We start from the raw sequence: 16,606 nt of genomic DNA, 5'->3' as shown, positions 1-16,606 counted from the left end.
CTATTCCTAAGTAATGAAAAATATCTGAAGATGTCTGATTTCGGACTTCACATGAAACTTTGCGCTAACTCAATGAATTTTAAGGAAGCGATAAAAAACGTCTTTTTTATTGATTAACGCGTTCGCTGCAAAAGGTACATTTGCGTAAAGGCTCGCACAGTAACGATTTAATTGTAATTTTTCGTAATAGCGCGGTGAAATCTTGATCAGAGTGGCTTATAGTTAGAGTTATCAGGAACACAGCTCCCGTGTGGCTTAGCAAGTTGTATCCATCCCGACATGATGTTCGGTGAGTAAAAAATCACTCAGAAGGGGATGCGCTATGGACGAGTACTCGCCAAAAAGGCATGATATCGCGCAGTTGAAATTTCTCTGCGAATCCTTGTACCATGACTGCCTTGCCAATCTTGAAGAAAGTAACCATGGCTGGGTAAACGATCCAACGTCTGCTATCAATTTACAGCTCAACGAGCTGATTGAGCATATCGCTACCTTCGCACTTAATTATAAAATTAAGTACAATGAAGATAATAAGTTGATAGAGCAAATTGATGAATACCTGGACGACACCTTTATGTTGTTCAGCAGCTACGGCATTAACGCACAGGATTTGCAGAAATGGCGTAAATCAGGAAACCGTCTATTTCGCTGCTTCACGAATGTCAGCAGAGCAAACCCGGTTAGTCTTTCCTGTTAGAATTATTACAATTACTAAGGTGAATTTATGTCTGAAAAACCATTAACGAAAGTCGATTATTTGATGCGCCTGCGACGCTGCCAGTCAATTGACACCCTCGAACGTGTTATTGAGAAAAATAAATACGAGCTGTCTGATAATGAACTGGCGGTATTTTATTCAGCCGCTGACCATCGCCTTGCTGAACTGACCATGAATAAACTGTATGACAAGATCCCCTCATCGGTATGGAAATTTGTCCGTTAATCATTGAAGAGAGGCTGTAAAGGCACTACGCCCGTTGTTAAGCTGAATTTACCTTTCGTATTACGCTTCAAGTGCAAACGCCAGGTTCCCGTATAAAACGTATCTCTGCGCAAGAATGTTGTGATTTCCGTCACAGCCACTTTTAGGGAACGTTCCCTTTCTGGCTAATCCTCTTTACGCTACGTAAAACGATCCCAGAGAGGTTCCCATGAGTGAAGAAAAACAGAAGATGATTGCAGGTGAATATTACCGCCCTGGCGATGACACGCTGCGGGCTGACCGTTTACGCGCGCGTCATCTTATTCACCGCTATAACCATACCGCACCCGATGAGAAAGCCGAACGTCGCGCCGTGTTAGCTGAGCTGCTGGGCCAAAGCGAAGGTGCCTATATCGAGCCGAGCTTCCGCTGCGATTATGGCTATAACATCTATTTGGGTAACAACTTTTACGCCAACTTCGACTGCGTGATGCTTGACGTCTGTCCGATTCATATTGGTGATAACTGTATGCTCGCACCGGGTGTTCACATTTATACGGCCACGCATCCCCTGGATGCGACCGAACGTAACAGTGGGCTGGAGTACGGTAAACCGGTCACCATTGGAGATAACGTCTGGATCGGCGGACGCGCGGTGATTAATCCGGGCGTGACCATTGGCGATAATGTGGTGATTGCTTCCGGCGCGGTAGTGACCAAAGACGTCCCGGCCAATGCGGTCGTAGGCGGGAATCCGGCAAAAATCATAAAAATGCTCTAAGCGCATACTGAGTAACTGTTATGCTTTTTCCTGGCATAACTGTTACTTTCATCGCGTAAACCCCTCTCATAAAATAGGCTGATCACCTGTATTTTCAACAATCATAAAGGCAAAAAATGACAGAGATACAGCGCCTGCTTACCGCCACCATCGACGATCTCAATACCCGCGAAAAGCGCGACAATCGCCCGCGCTTTAGCATCAGCTTTATTCGCAAACACCCCGGTTTGTTCGTCGCCATGTACGCCGCCTGGCTGGCAACGCTTATCGTCATGCTGAGATCTGAAACGCTGGTCGATTCCGTCTGGCTGCTGGTTGTGCTGTTCGTGGTGTTTAACGCGTTTTTCTTTTTCGACGTCAATCCGCGTTACCGGTATGAAGATATCGATGTACTCGATTTCCGCGTGTGCTACAACGGGGAGTGGTACAACACGCGTTATGTGCCGCCTGAACTCATCGACAATATTATGCGTTCACCCTCAGTCGAAACCGGGCTTAAAGAGAAGCTACAAAAAATGGTTTCGACCAAAGGCGAACTGTCGTTTTATGACGTTTTTACCCTCTCCCGCCCTGCCAGTAGCTGACAGGGCTGCACCAGGAAAAGGCGCTGAGCATGTGTTTAGCGCCTTTTTTTACGCCCCTGCACCGCCTTAAAACGCGGGTTTGATTTGCAAATCACGTACAGACGCCCTTTACGTTTAACGATCTGGCAATCCGGGTGACGCTGTTTTGCACTGCGCAATGAGTTAAGCACCTGCATGATTAGCCTCGCTTCGCATCAAGAAAGCCGCCAAAACGCTTGCGGAAGCGCGCCGCGCTGCCATCCGTCGAGAAGGTCTTCTGCTTACCGGTATAAAACGGATGTGATTTAGAGGAGACATCAAGGGTGACGTAGGGATACGTTTCTCCCTCAAGCTCAATTTCACGGTCTGTCTTAATCGTAGAGCCGACTTTAAAGTATTCATTCGCCGTGGTGTCATGAAACACAACGGTACGGTAGGTTGGATGGATATTCGGTTTCATCTCTGGACTTCATGTATTGTTATAACATAACAAAATAATATCTGGGCTTTGCTGCAAAAACAACCCCTGTGACGCTCCACCTGTTTTTGAAAGGTTTATTCAGATACCTGCCTGAGACTGTCGCATGCTATAACGATATCATTTAACGATAAAAACCTTCTCCTCTGGCGCGGAATCTCCATGCCCCAGGCGGGCATAGGGAAAGGATAAAGCAGCATGCGAACCCGACATCTGGTCAACCTGGTAACAGGCGTATTGATCTTCTCAGTGCTGGTCCCTGTGTGCCTCAGTATCTGGCTGGCGCATCGTCAGGCAGAGGAGAAATTTGTGGATGCACTGGACATCTTCGCGTCACGCGTCCTGGTACGCACCGACAGAGTCGTCTCCCAGGCAAAACAGGCGCTCACGCACATGCAAACATTCGATGCGCCCCCCTGTTCCCCCCTGCATTTACGCGAGATGCGTCGGGTCGCATTTTCGTGGCGCTATATCCAGGAAGTGATGTATATCGAGAGTACGAAGCCGCTCTGCTCTTCTCTGGAACAATCCAGTAATACGGCAACCTTACCCCCTCCTATGCGAATCACCGGAGATGGTTACCGCGCGTGGCTCACCTCGCAGAACGACCTTGGTATTCACCGCTATATGGTCGTTATGGGGAAAGGCCATTATCTGGTCATGATCGATCCGGCATCACTGGTGGACGTTGTTCCGTTCGGTGATATTTCGATGGACGCCGCGCTGGTGGGCAGTTCAACCCATCGTATATTCGCCCACAGCAATCCGCCCGATCCGCACATTCTTACCAGGGTGAGTGATAAGCAGGACATTTCAAGCCTCCAGTACAACGGCTCGATGTATATTTTTAAACCCGTACCCGAGCTTGGTTTTACGGTAATCGCGTGGGCGTCGTTAAAACCGCTGGCGGAATCCTGGCACCAGCAGCTGATCATCTGGCTACCGGCTGGCATTCTGATAAGCCTGGTTGCTGCCCTTATTGTTCTGCGCATCCTCCGCCGTTTGTTATCCCCGCGTCACCGCCTGATCGACGCGATCAACAACCGGGAGATTGAGGTTCACTATCAGCCCATCGTGGCGCTGTGTAGTGGAAAACTGGTGGGTGCTGAAGCGCTGATGCGCTGGCCGCAGCCAGATGGCACTAACCTGTCGCCCGATCTCTTTGTTCCGCTGGCTGAGCAGACGGGGCTGATTTCAACGCTGACGCAACTGGTGGTGAATGAGGTGTTTGAGGATTTAGGCGCCTGGCTGCATCAGCATCCGTAAATGCACATCTCTGTCAATCTTGCGCCATCCGATTTAACGTCTCCCGAGCTGCCTCGCCTGCTGAGTCAGTTGCTCAACAAATGGGAAGTTCACCCGCGCCAGATCGCCCTTGAATTAACCGAGCGCGGCTTTGCCGATCCCGCCGTCAGCGTGCCTGCCATCGCTGCGTTTCGCCGCGCCGGGCACGCTATCTACATCGATGATTTTGGTACGGGTTACTCCAGCCTGAGCTATTTGCAGGATCTGGATGTCGATACCCTGAAGATTGATAAATCCTTTGTGGACGCGCTGGAGTACAAGCACGTGACTCCCCACATCATCGAAATGGCCAAATCGCTTAAGCTGGCGATGGTTGCAGAAGGCATTGAAACTGAAGGGCAGATTGAATGGTTGCATCGCCACGGCGTAGAGTACGGCCAGGGCTGGTATTTCAGCAAGGCGCTGCCTGAAGCGGATTTCATTCTCTGGGCCGGACATAACCTGGAGAAGCACATTACTTAAGGTACGATTTGATCACCTGCATCACGACCCCGAGATCGGCCTCGCGCTGCGCTTCCTCTGGCTCTTTCACCACGTGATCGGTTAAATGTCCCTCAATCACCTGCATCATCATGCCGTTTACCGCGCCCCTGATCGCCGCCAGCTGCTGTAACACCTCGGCGCATTCATGATCGCTGTTGAGCATTTTTTCCAGCGCAGTGCTCTGCCCCTGAATTTTCTTCAGGCGGGTCAATAACTTCTTTTTATCACGGACCGTGTGTGACATCGCTTAGCTCCTCTCTGGTGGCGTAAAAAGCATATCACGCTCTACTCCCCCTGGGTATTTTTCTACTGGGGGGTAGTATTAACCTACTGGGGGGGAGTACTATTCCCGGCATGTTTTCCACCCCGGAATATTCAATGAACGATTTTTCTTCTCTTCTTCAGCAGGGCAACGCCTGGCTGTTTGTCCCCAGCGCCATCCTGCTTGGCGCGCTCCACGGCCTTGAACCAGGCCATTCAAAAACAATGATGGCGGCTTTCATTGTGGCGATCCGCGGTACGTTGAAACAGGCAGTGTTGCTTGGGCTGGCCGCAACGCTGTCTCATACGGCGGTCGTCTGGATCATTGCGATGGCGGGATTATGGTTTGGTCGGGGATGGGATGCACATACGTCTGAGCCATGGTTTCAGCTGATCTCCGGGGTTCTGATCGTGACGATCGCCCTGTGGATGGCATGGCGGACCTGGCGGGAGAGCCAGCCGCATCACCACCATCATGATCATCACCACCATCATGATCATCATCACGACCACGCGCATCATCATGACCACTCGTCTCCTCTGGTTGAAGAGGAGTGGCAGGATGCCCACCAGCGCGCACACGCCCAGGACATTAACCGACGCTTCAAGGGTAGAGAGGTCACTACCGGGCAAATCGCGTTATTCGGCCTGACCGGTGGGCTTATCCCCTGTCCGGCCTCCATTACGGTGCTGCTGATCTGCCTGCAACTGAAACATTTTGCGCTCGGCGCCACGCTGGTGTTCAGCTTCAGTATCGGACTGGCGCTCACACTCGTTGCTTCTGGCGCAATTGCCGCATTAAGCATGAAACACGCGGCGAAGCGCTGGCCCGGCTTTAGCGCCTTTTCGCGCAAGGCGCCGTGGATCTCTGCGGCACTGATCGCGCTCGTCGGGATTTATATGGGCATTCACGGCGTAAGCGGGATCCTGGGATAAGCATTGCGGCCACAACAGTGGCCGCACGTTACCGCTCAGCCGTTCTGCTGCCAGCTAAAGTTATAGTGCAGCTGGCGGTTTTGCAGAATGAAGGCCGGGGCCACGCTCGGGCTCCATGAGTCGTCTCCCCCTACGCCCATGTGAAACGCGTCAAGATTCAGCCAGCAGCCAGCCTCTTCCCGCAGCAAATGCTGATGCGTTGTCTCATGCAGCTGCCGCTGGCTATAACGGCTCAGTGAGAAATGGAACTGTCCCTGCAACTGATGGGAGCCAAACGTCAGCTCGCGGGTGTCGCAGCGCAAACCGTTCTCCGTCGGGAAGATATACGGTGTATGCATCTCTTCCAGCGGTAACGCCCATCGCCCCTGCTGCGCCGCCAGTTTTCTGTCCGGATAGTTCTCCAGCGGACCCAGCCCCAGCCAGCGCACCGTTTCCGGGATATCCGCCAGCATAACGCTCAGGCCCACGCGAGCAGGCTCAGGAATATCAGACGCCACCGTCACCTGCACATCACCGTGCAGCACACCGTGGTCATCAATCCGCCAGACCTTGCAGCTGATAAACAGCGCTTTACCCTGATGCTCCCAGACGTGCTGCGTGGTCACCACCACCTCACGGGCATGCTGCTCCGCTTCACACTGGAGGAGGCGCGCGGACATCTCATACATCCCTGCCGCTTTCCAGCGCTCCACCCACGCGTTCGGATCGATGCGGGTCGCCTCGCTGACGCCAATGTCATTGTCCAGCGGGGCGCGGGTAAAGTTATCCGTTAGCGGGGAACGGAGCGTTTCAGTGCTCCCATTCCACCACTGGGTCAGGTTTCCGGTGAGACGGCAAAACTGCCAGCGCTGCTGCTGATGAGTGATATCCAGCACCTCGTCCTGCACCGTTAGCTGCGGAGGGATCCCGCCTGCTTTCGGTGGCGCAAGGTACAGCGGAGCCGGGAGAGGCCACTGATCCCAGGCACAACGATGGCCGGGTGGCGACCACGGCGTGGCCTGCGGCTGAACAACCTCCACATTGAACCAGACCTCGCCCGGCTCAGCGGCAAGTTCAGGCAGCGGGATCTCAACGCGCTGCGTCCCCTGGGGTGCCACAGAAAGGGCTATTTCGCCAGAGGCCAATACCGCACCGTCACGCGCCACCGACCATTGCAGATGCTCGTTGTCAGTATGACGGAACAGATAATCGCTCTGGATCTCGACCACCAGCGGAGCAGTGCTCACCAGCGTAAAGGTAAAGAACTGCTGGGCACGCTGTGCCTCGTAAAGGGCCGGGTGCGGGGTACGATCGGGAAACACCAGCCCGTTGAGACAGAACTGACGATCGTTAGGCGTATCGCCAAAATCGCCGCCGTAGGCCCAGAATGCCGTGCCGTTTTCCGCTTTTTTCGTTAATGCCTGATCGACCCAGTCCCAGACAAAGCCTCCCTGCAACCGGGGATGGCTGCGAAATGCCTGCCAGTAGCTGGCAAAGCCGCCAAAGCTGTTACCCATCGCGTGGGCATACTCGCACAGGATCAGCGGACGGGTTTCGTCCGGCATGCCGATCCACTTTTTAATCGACCACTTTGGCACCGCCGGGAACGGCTGATCCTGATCGACGCGGGCATACATCGGGCAGACAATATCGGTTGCCGCCGTGCTGGCGCCGCCGCCTTCGTACTGCACCGGCCGCCTGGGATCGGTGGTTTTCAGCCAGCGGTACAGCGCATCGTGGTTCGCCCCATGACCAGACTCATTCCCCAGGGACCAGATGATAATTGACGGATGATTCCGGTCCCGCTGCACCATACGCGTTACGCGTTCGCTCATGGCAGGCAGCCAGCGCGGATCGTCCGCCAGGCGGCTCATCGGCACCATGCCATGGGTTTCAATATTCGCCTCATCGACCACGTACAGGCCGTAGCGATCGCAAAGCGTGTACCACAGAGGATGGTTCGGATAATGCGAGCAGCGCGCGGCGTTGAAGTTATGCTGCTTCATCAGTTCAATGTCGCGGCGCATGGTCGCCTCATCCATCACCTGCCCCTTCTCAGGATGATGTTCATGACGGTTCACGCCGCGGATCAACAGCGGTTTGCCGTTAAGCTTCAGCAGACCGTTGCTGATGTCGACGCGTCTGAAGCCAACATCGCAGGCTTCAATCTCCAGCACGTTGCCCTGCGCATCCCGAAGCGACAGGGTCAGACGATAGCATTCCGGTGTTTCAGCGCTCCACAGCGCGGGATTGTTCACGGGCATCGCCACCGTGAGCCGCTCCGCCCAACGGCCACGTTCATCCACAATGGCCGATCCGGGTTGTTGCGTGGTTCGCGCACAGGCTTCGCCGTTACGCCACAGGGTAAACGCCACCTCGCATTCGGCGTAGCGTGATCCTTCCAGCGCAACGTCAACCCTGAGTACCGCCCGATCGCATTCGGCATTCAGATCGGTCACGATCTGATAATCGGCAATCCGCGTTTCCGGCTTGTGCAACAGCGAGACGTCACGAAAAATGCCGCTCATCCGCCACATGTCCTGATCTTCCAGGTAACTTCCGTCGCACCAGCGTAACACCATCACCGCCAGGCGGTTCTGCCCCGGTCGCAGCAAGGCGCTGAGGTCGAACTCAGCAGGCAGACGGCTGTCCTGCGAATAGCCCATCCACTGGCCGTTACACCACAGATGAAAAGCTGAATTCACCCCGTCAAAAATAATGCGGGTTTGCCCGCCGCTCAGCCAGGCATCATCCATCTCAAATGTGAGCGAGTAACAACCGGTTGGGTTTTCAGCCGGAACATACGGCGGGTTCACATTTATCGGATAGGTGACGTTGGTATAAATGGGGATATCAAATCCTTCCCTCTGCCAGTTCGATGGCACAGGCGTCTCAACGGCATCCGCCAGATCGTCCGTGACCCATACCTCGGGAACCTGCTCTGGCGCCGGGAAAAAGCTGAATCGCCAGACGCCATTCAACAAGCGCCTGCTCAGCGAAGGCTTATCCTCACGGGCAACGGTTTCATCGCGCCAGCTATGAAACGGCGCGTGCGCGGCCAGACGGTTCCACTGCGTTACGCCGGGGTTTTCCCAGTCACGACGGGCCAGAAGTGCGCTGAGGGTCAGCGGCAATGTAGAAGACATATCAACCTCTTTGCGAAGCGCTCACAATTTTAATCAACATGCCCTGGTAAACGGTGGCGGTAAAGACTTTGATCGTCACCAGGCGAGGCCGATCACAAAAGCGCTAGCGGCGCGCCAGTTTCTCCGCCAGTAACGCCAGCGTTCTTAGCTGTTGCGCCAGATCTTCACGATCGGCCTGCTGTGCGGCGCGCGGCGCGGTGGAATGACGAACGATCAAGGTAACGGGAAGTTGTTCTTGCCAGCGTTCCTCATGATGGACAGGCGCCATGAGCCACTCCACGCTGCGTTCACCGGCCTCGCGGAACGCCTGCCGAACGGTGGTCAGCGGAGGCGAAAACCACGCGCTGTCTGCCGTATCATCAAATCCGACAACCGAGATCTGACCCGGTACGGCAACGCCTTTTTCAGCACAGGCGCGTATCACGCCGAGCGCCATCTGATCGTTAGCGACGAGGATCGCCTCTGGCAGTTCTGCCCCCGCTAGAAGCTGATGCCCTTTCTCATAGCCCGAGGCCGCGCTCCAGTCCCCCTGAACGACGGCAAACGCCTCCACGCCAGCCTCAGCCAGCGTGGTTTTCCATCCCGCCAGACGCGCCCGGGCAGAGACAGAACTTTCCGGCCCAGCGAGCAGTGCAATTCGCTGGTGCCCCAGCGAAAGCAGATGCTCCGCCCCCAGGCCAGCGCCCTGTTCGGCATTGAAAACGAGGCTGTTAACCTGTGCGGAGGGGGAAACATCGAGAAAAAGAACCGGGACCGGCGAGGCCATTTCCTGATGCATTTCTGCCTGCGTATCTTCCAGCGGAACGTTCACCAGCAGCGCCTCTACGCGCTGCGCCAGTAACTCCTGCAAGGCAGCCTGACACTGCGCGGGCTGCTCCACCATAGAGATGAGCACGCTTGCCCCCTGCTCCACTGCCCGGGATTTTACAGCTGAAGCGATTTGCGACGGCGCATGCAGCGCCAGATCGCTGGTCATCAGCCCCAGCGTGCGGGTCCGTTTCCCGGCCAGCTGCTGCGCGCCACGGTTAGGCACATAGTGTAGCGCCGCCATGGCCTGCCGGACCTTTTTCCGCGTGCGGGCAGAAACGTGTTCCGCGTCGTTAATCACCCGGGAAACGGTCTGATAAGAAACGCCCGCCACGCGGGCAACGTCATAAAGAGTGATCGCTTTCATACATTCTGGCGTCGCAAAAAGAGAGGTCACTATTCTGACACAGTTACACCATCATAGCCTGTGAGCGCTTCGCAAAATTAAACAATCTGCTCCGGCTGCGATGCGTTTTGCACGCGCGGCCTCTGGCGAAACCACGGCAAACAGAGCTGGATCAGCGGGCCGATGGTTAATGCATACAGCACGGTTCCTACGCCAAACGCTCCTCCGAGGAGGTAGCCGACGATCAACACGGTCACCTCGATCGCGGTACGCACGCTGCGGATCGACCAGCCCAGCCGGGCGTGGATACCGGTCATCAGGCCGTCGCGCGGGCCTGCGCCAAAGCCCGCGCCGATATACATCCCGGTGGCAAGGGCGTTAACCACAATGCCGGAAACCAGCAGGATAATGCGCACGGGCAGCGAGGTCAGTTCCGGGATCAGCGCCATTGACGCATCTGCCGCCAGACCGATACAAATCACATTACTGATAGTCCCCAGCCCCGGCAGCTGACGCAGCGGGATCCACAGCAGCAGCACCGCTGCCCCGGTTAAAATTATCACCGTACCGATGCTCATTCCGGTCTGGATGGCGATGCCAAGGTGAAACACATCCCACGGGTCGACACCCAGGTCCGAACGAATAAACATCGCGGTTGAAAGCCCGTACAGGCCTAAACCGACATAAAGTTGTACCAGACGACGTACCATTTTCTTTTCTCCCAGGAACCAGGTTCCATCTTCGGTGAAAATGGCACTATGATTAATGTCCAGTTTTCAAATAGTGGACTGCACATGTCATCACGTCGTTTTGGAAGCCAGTCTCTGGTACGCCTGTTAGGGCACTGGCAGCAAGCCTCTTCCCGCACCCCGCTGTGGCGCCAGCTGGCTGATGCGTTACGTCTGTTAATTCTGGATGGCAGGCTGGCGCTAAACACCCGTCTGCCCGGAGAGCGGGAACTGGCCGCCGCACTGGACGTCAGCCGCACCACCATCAGCAGCGCGCTGGCGCATCTGCGGGAAGAGGGTTATCTGGAGAGCCGTCAGGGCAGCGGTTCGCGGGCGATCCTGCCCGACAGCCGTGCTGTTCCCACGCTTTCCACTGCCAGCGCGGCGCTGGATCTCTCAACCGCCGCGCTCAACGCGGGGCCAGAGATCCACCAGGCCTACACCCACGCGCTGACGGCCATCACGCCGAATCTGGCATTGACGGGGTACGATCAGCTTGGGCTTCCGTCGCTGCGTGAAGCTATCGCCGCCCGCTACACCGCACGCGGTCTGCCCACCCGGGCAGATGAAGTGATGGTGGTGAACGGTGCCGTCAGCGGCTTCGCCCTGATCTTAAGAATGATGACCGGCCCCGGCGATCGTGTGGTGGTGGATCATCCCACCTACCCGCTGGCGATAGCCGCCATTCAGGGGGCGCTGTGCCGACCCGTGGGCGTCTCGTTGCCTGAAACGGGCTGGGATACCGACGGTTTTGCCGCAACGCTTGCCCAGACCGCCCCGCGTCTGGCCTATCTGATGCCGGATTTTCATAATCCGACGGGGCGCTGCATGGATGCCGCAACGCGCCAGACCATAACCGATATCGCCGCGCAAACCCGCACCACGCTGGTGGTGGATGAAACCATGGTCGATCTCTGGTTCGATGCTCCCCCGCCGCCGCCGCTGGCCGCCTTCAACCCGGAGGCCGCGGTGATTACGCTGGGTTCCGCAGGAAAAAGTTTCTGGGGTGGGCTTCGTCTCGGCTGGATCCGCGCCTCGTCCCGCACTATCGCCACGCTCGCGCAGGCGCGCGACACGCTGGATCTCGGCTCTCCGGTGCTGGAACAGCTGGCCACGCTGTGGCTTATCGAAAACAGTGAAACCTTCCTGCCTGCTCGTCGGCAAATGCTGGCAGAACGGCGCGACCGCTGCGGCCAGATGCTGCGCGAACATTTCCCCGAATGGCGTTTTCAGGAAGCGGAGGGAGGGCTTTCATACTGGATTGAATTGCCCGGCATGCTGGCAACTCAACTGGCGGCACGCGCCGAGACGACAGGTATCATTATGGGCACCGGCACGCGCTTTGGGCTTTCAGGCGCGTTTGACCGCTATCTGCGTATGCCCTTCTCACTCAATCCGCCAGAACTTGAAGAGGCTTTATTGCGAATCAAACCGCTGTGGCTTGCGTTAAATAAAAGTGTAGCGCCAGTAAAACGGAGCCTGGTGTAAATTATTCGCCAGAAACAATAAAAACTGCTGACTGTATCGCATGCAGTCAGCAGTTTTTATGAAGAACAACTTAATGTTGAGGTGGAATCGGGAAGCCTTTCAGCGAAATAATGAAATTTTCACCTTCTTTCTTTATTTTTGCACCGGTATCACACCAGTCAGACGCAATTCGAAAGAACTCATCACTTCCAACATTCCAGCCAAGACGAACATGTTTCACGTAGCCGGAACGTAACAGGTTGCAGGCCTCGTTGTAGTCACTGGCAGTCGATAGTTGTTGTTTCATTTTCTCTTCTTCAGAAGTTTACGTAGTGCTTTGATTTCTTTAGGAGTAAATGGAGTTACGCTCTCTTCTTCCGTATGCTGATTATCAACATCCTCTTCCGATACTCCCGCCTCTTCTACTGCTTCAAATGCCAGCAGCAGCAGTTTCTCTGTGGTCACGCTTAAATTTTCATTATTGACTTCCGCATAGTGGCGAAGTCTTTCTTTTAGCGCTTCATCAATCTTTACGTTTAAAACCGCAGTTACCATGATTGTCACATCCTTTCGGAACACGTGTTTAATTTAATACACGAAGATAAGTTTGTTATCCAGATATATATTTTTTGCTTATGACAAAATAAAGACATCCGAAAATAAAATGGCAGTCTATTATTACAGGTTTATGACAATATTATTTCAGTTGAATGAAGTCTGTATTACACGGAACAAAATAGCCGCATCATTTAAGCGGTTATAAAGGGGGAGCGACTGGAGAGGAGCACAAATGGGTGGGGGCCCTGCCAGCTACATCCCGGCACCCACGTCGTCTGCCCTGGCTGCTTCCTTCCGGACCTGACCTGGTGAACAGAGTAGCGTTGCGGGAGAACCAACAGAGCCCCCATTGAGAGCGTTGATAACCAACGCGCTGGCGCATTATCCCCATGAAGCACCGCAATTGCAAGCCGCTGGCAACCGGATGCTGGATTATTGCGCAAACTGACCCGACAATGGGGTTTATCTTCGTATAACATTACCCTTCGCTGATTTCCCGCAGGAGAAACAATGGACGAACATGACACTTTCCCACAGCGAGTGTGGCAAATCGTGGCCTCAATTCCGGAAGGTTGTGTCACAACCTATGGGGAAGTCGCCCGGCTGGCAGGTTCTCCGCGTGCGGCGCGTCAGGTTGGCGGCGTACTAAGAAGGCTACCGGAGGGAAGTACGTTACCGTGGCACCGGGTCGTCAATCGCCATGGCGCAATTTCCCTCACCGGGCCAGACTTACAGCGCCAGCGGCAGGCATTACTTTCAGAAGGGGTGCAGGTATCCGGGGCAGGACAGATTGATATGCAGAAATATCGCTGGGCGTACTGACGCCCTCTTCGTCAACATGAAGAGGGCGAAAGAGGATTACATCTGTGTTGGCGGTGTCGGCAGAGTCGGCTGATTGGTCTGCGTTGCAACAGGCACTTCTGTTTGCTGCACCGGTACCAGAGTCAGGTCGATTTTGGTGCCGCCTTTGTTGACCGCTTCCTGCACGGTATCGGTGATAAAGACCAGCTTATCGTTGATCGTTACCGCCGCGCTCAGGAGGATGCGCGCATTAGGCTGCACGTCAGACGGGTTGTACGGCAGCACAAAGCTGAACGGCGCCTGTTTACCCTCTGTACGAACCGCGCGCTGCGCAAGCACTTTGGACGGCGCATCCGCCAGGGAAGCATCAGACAGCGTGACCGTTAAAACCGCATCCGGCGGCAGCGCAACCTTCTGTTTGATCCAGATCGTACCGGAAACATTTGGCTGCTGAATAGCTTGCTGTGAAAGGGTGTTAATCCCGTTTGCGCTTGCTGTTGGCACCGGCACATCGGCACTCTTACCAGCACAGGCGGACAACGCTACCGCAATTGCTACACCACTGAGCATAGGCACGAGTTTCATTGAAGTCTCCTTATCATCAATGCACCAGCGGGATCGATCCCATCTGATGTCGTTTTATTCACACAACGAATACAAGTGTGGCACAAATCACGGATTTATGCCTAATTTCGTCCGGATATTAAGATTATTCTACCCATCGGACCACTTTCATTTCTGCGTTATAATCAGCGTATCTTTCGCCACGGCGTTTATTGAGGACCACTATGAGTCAGGCACTGAACAATCTGCTGACATTGCTGAACCTGGAAAAAATAGAAGAAGGGCTTTTTCGCGGACAGAGCGAAGATTTAGGTTTACGCCAGGTTTTTGGCGGCCAGGTCGTGGGGCAAGCGCTGTATGCCGCAAAGGAGACCGTCCCGGCAGACCGTCTGGTGCACTCGTTTCACAGCTACTTTTTACGCCCCGGTGACAGCGCTAAACCGATTGTGTACGACGTGGAAGTTCTGCGTGACGGCCAAAGCTTCAGCGCCCGTCGCGTGGCGGCCATCCAGCATGGCAAACCCATCTTCTACATGACCGCCTCGTTCCAGGCGCCAGAGCCGGGCTATGAGCATCAAAAAATGATGCCGCCTGCCCCGTCACCGGACGATCTGAAATCGGAAACCGAGATTGCCCGCGCGCTGGCGCATCTTCTTCCGCCGCAGGTTAAAGAGAAATTTCTCTGCGATAAACCGCTGGAGATCCGCCCTGTCGAGTTCCACAACCCGATGAAAGGCCACGCCGCCGAGCCGAAACGCCAGGTGTGGATCCGGGCCAACGGGACCGTACCGGAAGATTTCCGCGTACATCAGTATCTGCTGGGTTACGCCTCAGATTTCAACTTCCTGCCAGTGGCACTACAGCCGCACGGCGTGGGCTTCCTGGAAAAAGGGATGCAGGTGGCAACGATTGATCATTCCATGTGGTTCCACCGCCCGTTCAACATGAATGAGTGGCTGCTTTACAGCGTGGAGAGTACGTCTGCCTCAAGTGCGCGAGGATTTGTGCGCGGAGAGTTTTATACGCAGGATGGCGTGCTGGTGGCGTCTACCGTGCAGGAAGGCGTGATGCGTAATCGCGGATGATGTTGTGCGGCCTGATGCCCTCCCCCTGGCCCTCTCCCACAAGGAGAGGGAATAAACATTAAAAAACGGCAACCAAAGGTTACCGTTTTGCTGTTTATTAGGCGTTATACGCATTCTCGCCGTGGCTGTTGACGTCCAGGCCTTCGCGCTCCTGCTCTTCAGGCACGCGCAGTCCAACGGTCATATCAGCCAGTTTGTAACCGATAAAGGCCACAACACCGGACCAGACAACGGTGATCGCGATGCTTTCCAGCTGTACCAGCACCTGATGCATCATGGTCACGCCTTCTGCGTAACCTACGCCGCCCAGAGATTGGGCAGCAAAGATCCCGGTCATGATACAGCCGATAATGCCGCATACACCGTGTACGCCAAACACATCACACGGATCGTCAACGCGCAGAACACGTTTCAGTGCGGTAACGCCCCACAGCCCCGCCAGACCCGCGACGATACCGATCAGCAGTGCACCGCCTACGCCCACGTAACCGCACGCTGGGGTAATACCCACCAGACCTGCAATCGCTCCAGAACAGGCACCCAGCAGCGATGGCTTGCCGCGGACGGCCCACTCGCCAAATACCCACGAAAGGATAGCGCCAGCGGTTGCCACCACGGTATTCACGAAGGCCAGCGCGGCGATTTCGTTAGCAGCGCTGGCTGAACCCGCATTGAAGCCGAACCAGCCAAAGTAGAGGATGGCGGTGCCGGTAAAGACCATCGGCAGATTGTGCGGCTTGAAGGCTTCCTTCCCGAAGCCCACGCGCTTGCCAATCAGGTATGCGCCTACCAGACCGGCTACCGCGGCGTTGATGTGTACAACGGTGCCGCCCGCAAAGTCCAGCGCGCCATGAGAAGCTAACAGACCACCGCCCCAGACCATATGTGCAATCGGGATATAGGAGAGCGTCAGCCAGACCACCACGAAAATCAGTACCGCAGAGAAGCGGATACGCTCAGCCAGCGCGCCCACAATCAGCCCCACGGTGATGCAGGCGAATGAGCCCTGGAACGCGACATGAATATACTGATAGAAGCTGCCCATCACCGCGGTCAGCTCGATATTTTTCAGCATCGCCCAGTTAACGTTGCCGAAGAAGGCGTTGCCCTCTCCGAAGGCCAGCGAGTAACCGTAAACCACCCACAGCACGCACACCAGCGCGAACGTGACGGCAACCTGCGTCAGCATGGAGAGTACGTTTTTGCCGCGGATCAGACCGCCGTAAAATAGCGCGATCCCAGGGATTGTCATGAACAGCACCAGCGCGGTGCAAATCATCATAAAGGCGTTATCGGCTTTGTCTGCCACAGCCGGTGCAGCCATTGCCAGGCCCGGCAGCAGTGCCAGCGACCCCAGAGCTGTTTTCATTGTTGCTATCTTCATTTTCTCGATCCC

The 16,606-nt window shown here is 55.3% G+C and carries 18 protein-coding genes, 1 other RNA gene and 1 pseudogene; 9 read left to right on the top strand and 11 right to left on the bottom strand.

What is annotated here, in order from left to right; genetic code table 11:
• The first annotated feature begins 322 nt into the window (after positions 1-322).
• The 4 genes from tomB to ACOTX7_RS02270 all read left to right on the top strand — a co-directional run bounded on the left by tomB (position 323) and on the right by ACOTX7_RS02270 (position 2,287).
• On the top strand, positions 323-697 hold the full coding sequence (gene tomB / locus ACOTX7_RS02285) for an Hha toxicity modulator TomB (RefSeq protein WP_006809850.1): 375 nt from the start codon (positions 323-325) through the stop codon (positions 695-697).
• A gap of 27 nt (positions 698-724) precedes the next feature.
• Positions 725-943 carry an HHA domain-containing protein gene (locus tag ACOTX7_RS02280; RefSeq protein ID WP_001291436.1) on the top strand — a complete coding sequence of 73 codons (219 nt, stop codon included), beginning with the start codon at positions 725-727 and terminating at the stop codon, positions 941-943.
• Positions 944-1,151: 208 nt separating this feature from the next.
• Complete coding sequence (maa, locus tag ACOTX7_RS02275) at positions 1,152-1,703, top strand: maltose O-acetyltransferase (RefSeq protein ID WP_205921332.1); 552 nt, start codon at positions 1,152-1,154, stop codon at positions 1,701-1,703.
• Positions 1,704-1,819: 116 nt separating this feature from the next.
• The gene (locus ACOTX7_RS02270) at positions 1,820-2,287 is read left to right on the top strand and encodes a YlaC family protein (protein WP_006809852.1); all 468 of its coding nucleotides are present in this window, start codon (positions 1,820-1,822) and stop codon (positions 2,285-2,287) included.
• Between the two features lie 35 nt (positions 2,288-2,322).
• Here the strand turns inward: ACOTX7_RS02270 and ykgO are convergent, their stop codons facing one another.
• Together ykgO and ACOTX7_RS02260 are read right to left on the bottom strand one after the other, a co-directional pair.
• Positions 2,323-2,463, bottom strand: coding sequence for a type B 50S ribosomal protein L36 (gene ykgO / locus ACOTX7_RS02265; protein WP_003859006.1), 141 nt, complete (start codon positions 2,461-2,463; stop codon positions 2,323-2,325).
• A 2-nt stretch (positions 2,464-2,465) separates the two neighbouring features.
• Positions 2,466-2,726 carry a type B 50S ribosomal protein L31 gene (locus ACOTX7_RS02260; RefSeq protein WP_006809853.1) on the bottom strand — a complete coding sequence of 87 codons (261 nt, stop codon included), beginning with the start codon at positions 2,724-2,726 and terminating at the stop codon, positions 2,466-2,468.
• A gap of 216 nt (positions 2,727-2,942) precedes the next feature.
• On the opposite strand from ACOTX7_RS02260, the pseudogene ACOTX7_RS02255 reads away from it, so the two are divergent.
• A pseudogene (locus ACOTX7_RS02255) lies at positions 2,943-4,511 on the top strand (EAL domain-containing protein).
• Here ACOTX7_RS02255 and ACOTX7_RS02250 read toward each other — a convergent pair.
• Positions 4,504-4,776, bottom strand: a complete 273-nt coding sequence (locus tag ACOTX7_RS02250) for a metal-sensing transcriptional repressor (protein WP_006809855.1) — start codon at positions 4,774-4,776, stop codon at positions 4,504-4,506. The pseudogene ACOTX7_RS02255 and the gene ACOTX7_RS02250 sit on opposite strands and share 8 nt — an antisense overlap.
• Positions 4,777-4,910: 134 nt before the next feature.
• On the opposite strand from ACOTX7_RS02250, the gene ACOTX7_RS02245 reads away from it, so the two are divergent.
• On the top strand, positions 4,911-5,729 hold the full coding sequence (locus ACOTX7_RS02245; RefSeq protein ID WP_213828588.1) for a nickel/cobalt efflux protein RcnA: 819 nt from the start codon (positions 4,911-4,913) through the stop codon (positions 5,727-5,729).
• A 35-nt stretch (positions 5,730-5,764) separates the two neighbouring features.
• Here ACOTX7_RS02245 and ACOTX7_RS02240 read toward each other — a convergent pair whose 3' ends face one another.
• From ACOTX7_RS02240 to ACOTX7_RS02230, 3 genes are all read right to left on the bottom strand, one after another.
• Positions 5,765-8,854 (bottom strand): beta-galactosidase, encoded by a 3,090-nt coding sequence (locus ACOTX7_RS02240; RefSeq protein WP_221256996.1) that lies wholly within the window; start codon positions 8,852-8,854, stop codon positions 5,765-5,767.
• A 103-nt stretch (positions 8,855-8,957) separates the two neighbouring features.
• Entirely contained in the window at positions 8,958-10,028 is a 1,071-nt protein-coding gene (locus ACOTX7_RS02235) for a LacI family DNA-binding transcriptional regulator (protein ID WP_221256995.1), read from the bottom strand.
• A gap of 77 nt (positions 10,029-10,105) precedes the next feature.
• The gene (locus tag ACOTX7_RS02230) at positions 10,106-10,717 is read right to left on the bottom strand and encodes a YczE/YyaS/YitT family protein (RefSeq protein ID WP_221256994.1); all 612 of its coding nucleotides are present in this window, start codon (positions 10,715-10,717) and stop codon (positions 10,106-10,108) included.
• Between the two features lie 84 nt (positions 10,718-10,801).
• Between ACOTX7_RS02230 and ACOTX7_RS02225 the strand changes: the two genes are divergently transcribed.
• Complete coding sequence (locus tag ACOTX7_RS02225) at positions 10,802-12,223, top strand: PLP-dependent aminotransferase family protein (RefSeq protein WP_221256993.1); 1,422 nt, start codon at positions 10,802-10,804, stop codon at positions 12,221-12,223.
• A 70-nt stretch (positions 12,224-12,293) separates the two neighbouring features.
• On the opposite strand, the gene ACOTX7_RS02220 is transcribed toward ACOTX7_RS02225, so the two are convergent.
• The 3 genes from ACOTX7_RS02220 to ffs form a co-directional block, all read right to left on the bottom strand.
• Entirely contained in the window at positions 12,294-12,509 is a 216-nt protein-coding gene (locus ACOTX7_RS02220) for a hypothetical protein (RefSeq protein ID WP_006809861.1), read from the bottom strand.
• A complete protein-coding gene (locus ACOTX7_RS02215) occupies positions 12,506-12,757 on the bottom strand; it encodes a hypothetical protein (RefSeq protein ID WP_221256992.1) in 252 nt (83 codons plus the stop codon). The genes ACOTX7_RS02220 and ACOTX7_RS02215 overlap by 4 nt, the downstream gene beginning before the upstream one ends.
• 246 nt (positions 12,758-13,003) lie before the next feature.
• Positions 13,004-13,100, bottom strand: an RNA gene (ffs, locus tag ACOTX7_RS02210) — signal recognition particle sRNA small type.
• Between the two features lie 170 nt (positions 13,101-13,270).
• Here ffs and ACOTX7_RS02205 point away from each other — a divergent pair.
• Positions 13,271-13,582, top strand: coding sequence for an MGMT family protein (locus ACOTX7_RS02205; RefSeq protein ID WP_006809863.1), 312 nt, complete (start codon positions 13,271-13,273; stop codon positions 13,580-13,582).
• Positions 13,583-13,618: 36 nt separating this feature from the next.
• On the opposite strand, the gene ACOTX7_RS02200 is transcribed toward ACOTX7_RS02205, so the two are convergent.
• Positions 13,619-14,146: a YbaY family lipoprotein gene (locus tag ACOTX7_RS02200; RefSeq protein ID WP_006809864.1), complete on the bottom strand. Its 528-nt coding sequence runs from the start codon at positions 14,144-14,146 to the stop codon at positions 13,619-13,621.
• Between the two features lie 203 nt (positions 14,147-14,349).
• Between ACOTX7_RS02200 and tesB the strand changes: the two genes are divergently transcribed.
• A complete protein-coding gene (gene tesB, locus ACOTX7_RS02195) occupies positions 14,350-15,210 on the top strand; it encodes an acyl-CoA thioesterase II (RefSeq protein WP_047355304.1) in 861 nt (286 codons plus the stop codon).
• A gap of 97 nt (positions 15,211-15,307) precedes the next feature.
• On the opposite strand, the gene amtB is transcribed toward tesB, so the two are convergent.
• A complete protein-coding gene (amtB, locus tag ACOTX7_RS02190; RefSeq protein WP_032673626.1) occupies positions 15,308-16,594 on the bottom strand; it encodes an ammonium transporter AmtB in 1,287 nt (428 codons plus the stop codon).
• Between the last annotated feature and the right edge of the window lie 12 nt (positions 16,595-16,606).

Source organism: Enterobacter cloacae complex sp. IR5418, from assembly GCF_049238105.1.
Taxonomy (GTDB): domain Bacteria; phylum Pseudomonadota; class Gammaproteobacteria; order Enterobacterales; family Enterobacteriaceae; genus Enterobacter; species Enterobacter hormaechei.
Note: the sequence above shows the minus strand (reverse complement) of the source record. Positions and strands in the feature narration are given on the sequence as shown.

Bases quoted from the DNA above. Each gene is read 5' to 3' on its own strand.
- maa (WP_205921332.1), top strand. From the start codon at position 1,152: ATGAGTGAAGAAAAACAGAAGATGATTGCAGGTGAATATTACCGCCCT.
- ACOTX7_RS02200 (WP_006809864.1), bottom strand. From the start codon at position 14,146: ATGAAACTCGTGCCTATGCTCAGTGGTGTAGCAATTGCGGTAGCGTTG.
- ACOTX7_RS02215 (WP_221256992.1), bottom strand. From the start codon at position 12,757: ATGGTAACTGCGGTTTTAAACGTAAAGATTGATGAAGCGCTAAAAGAA.
- tomB (WP_006809850.1), top strand. From the start codon at position 323: ATGGACGAGTACTCGCCAAAAAGGCATGATATCGCGCAGTTGAAATTT.
- ACOTX7_RS02260 (WP_006809853.1), bottom strand. From the start codon at position 2,726: ATGAAACCGAATATCCATCCAACCTACCGTACCGTTGTGTTTCATGAC.
- ykgO (WP_003859006.1), bottom strand. From the start codon at position 2,463: ATGCAGGTGCTTAACTCATTGCGCAGTGCAAAACAGCGTCACCCGGAT.
- ACOTX7_RS02225 (WP_221256993.1), top strand. From the start codon at position 10,802: ATGTCATCACGTCGTTTTGGAAGCCAGTCTCTGGTACGCCTGTTAGGG.
- ACOTX7_RS02240 (WP_221256996.1), bottom strand. From the start codon at position 8,854: ATGTCTTCTACATTGCCGCTGACCCTCAGCGCACTTCTGGCCCGTCGT.
- ACOTX7_RS02230 (WP_221256994.1), bottom strand. From the start codon at position 10,717: ATGGTACGTCGTCTGGTACAACTTTATGTCGGTTTAGGCCTGTACGGG.
- ACOTX7_RS02245 (WP_213828588.1), top strand. From the start codon at position 4,911: ATGAACGATTTTTCTTCTCTTCTTCAGCAGGGCAACGCCTGGCTGTTT.
- ACOTX7_RS02220 (WP_006809861.1), bottom strand. From the start codon at position 12,509: ATGAAACAACAACTATCGACTGCCAGTGACTACAACGAGGCCTGCAAC.
- ACOTX7_RS02250 (WP_006809855.1), bottom strand. From the start codon at position 4,776: ATGTCACACACGGTCCGTGATAAAAAGAAGTTATTGACCCGCCTGAAG.
- tesB (WP_047355304.1), top strand. From the start codon at position 14,350: ATGAGTCAGGCACTGAACAATCTGCTGACATTGCTGAACCTGGAAAAA.
- ACOTX7_RS02235 (WP_221256995.1), bottom strand. From the start codon at position 10,028: ATGAAAGCGATCACTCTTTATGACGTTGCCCGCGTGGCGGGCGTTTCT.
- ACOTX7_RS02280 (WP_001291436.1), top strand. From the start codon at position 725: ATGTCTGAAAAACCATTAACGAAAGTCGATTATTTGATGCGCCTGCGA.
- ACOTX7_RS02270 (WP_006809852.1), top strand. From the start codon at position 1,820: ATGACAGAGATACAGCGCCTGCTTACCGCCACCATCGACGATCTCAAT.
- ACOTX7_RS02205 (WP_006809863.1), top strand. From the start codon at position 13,271: ATGGACGAACATGACACTTTCCCACAGCGAGTGTGGCAAATCGTGGCC.
- amtB (WP_032673626.1), bottom strand. From the start codon at position 16,594: ATGAAGATAGCAACAATGAAAACAGCTCTGGGGTCGCTGGCACTGCTG.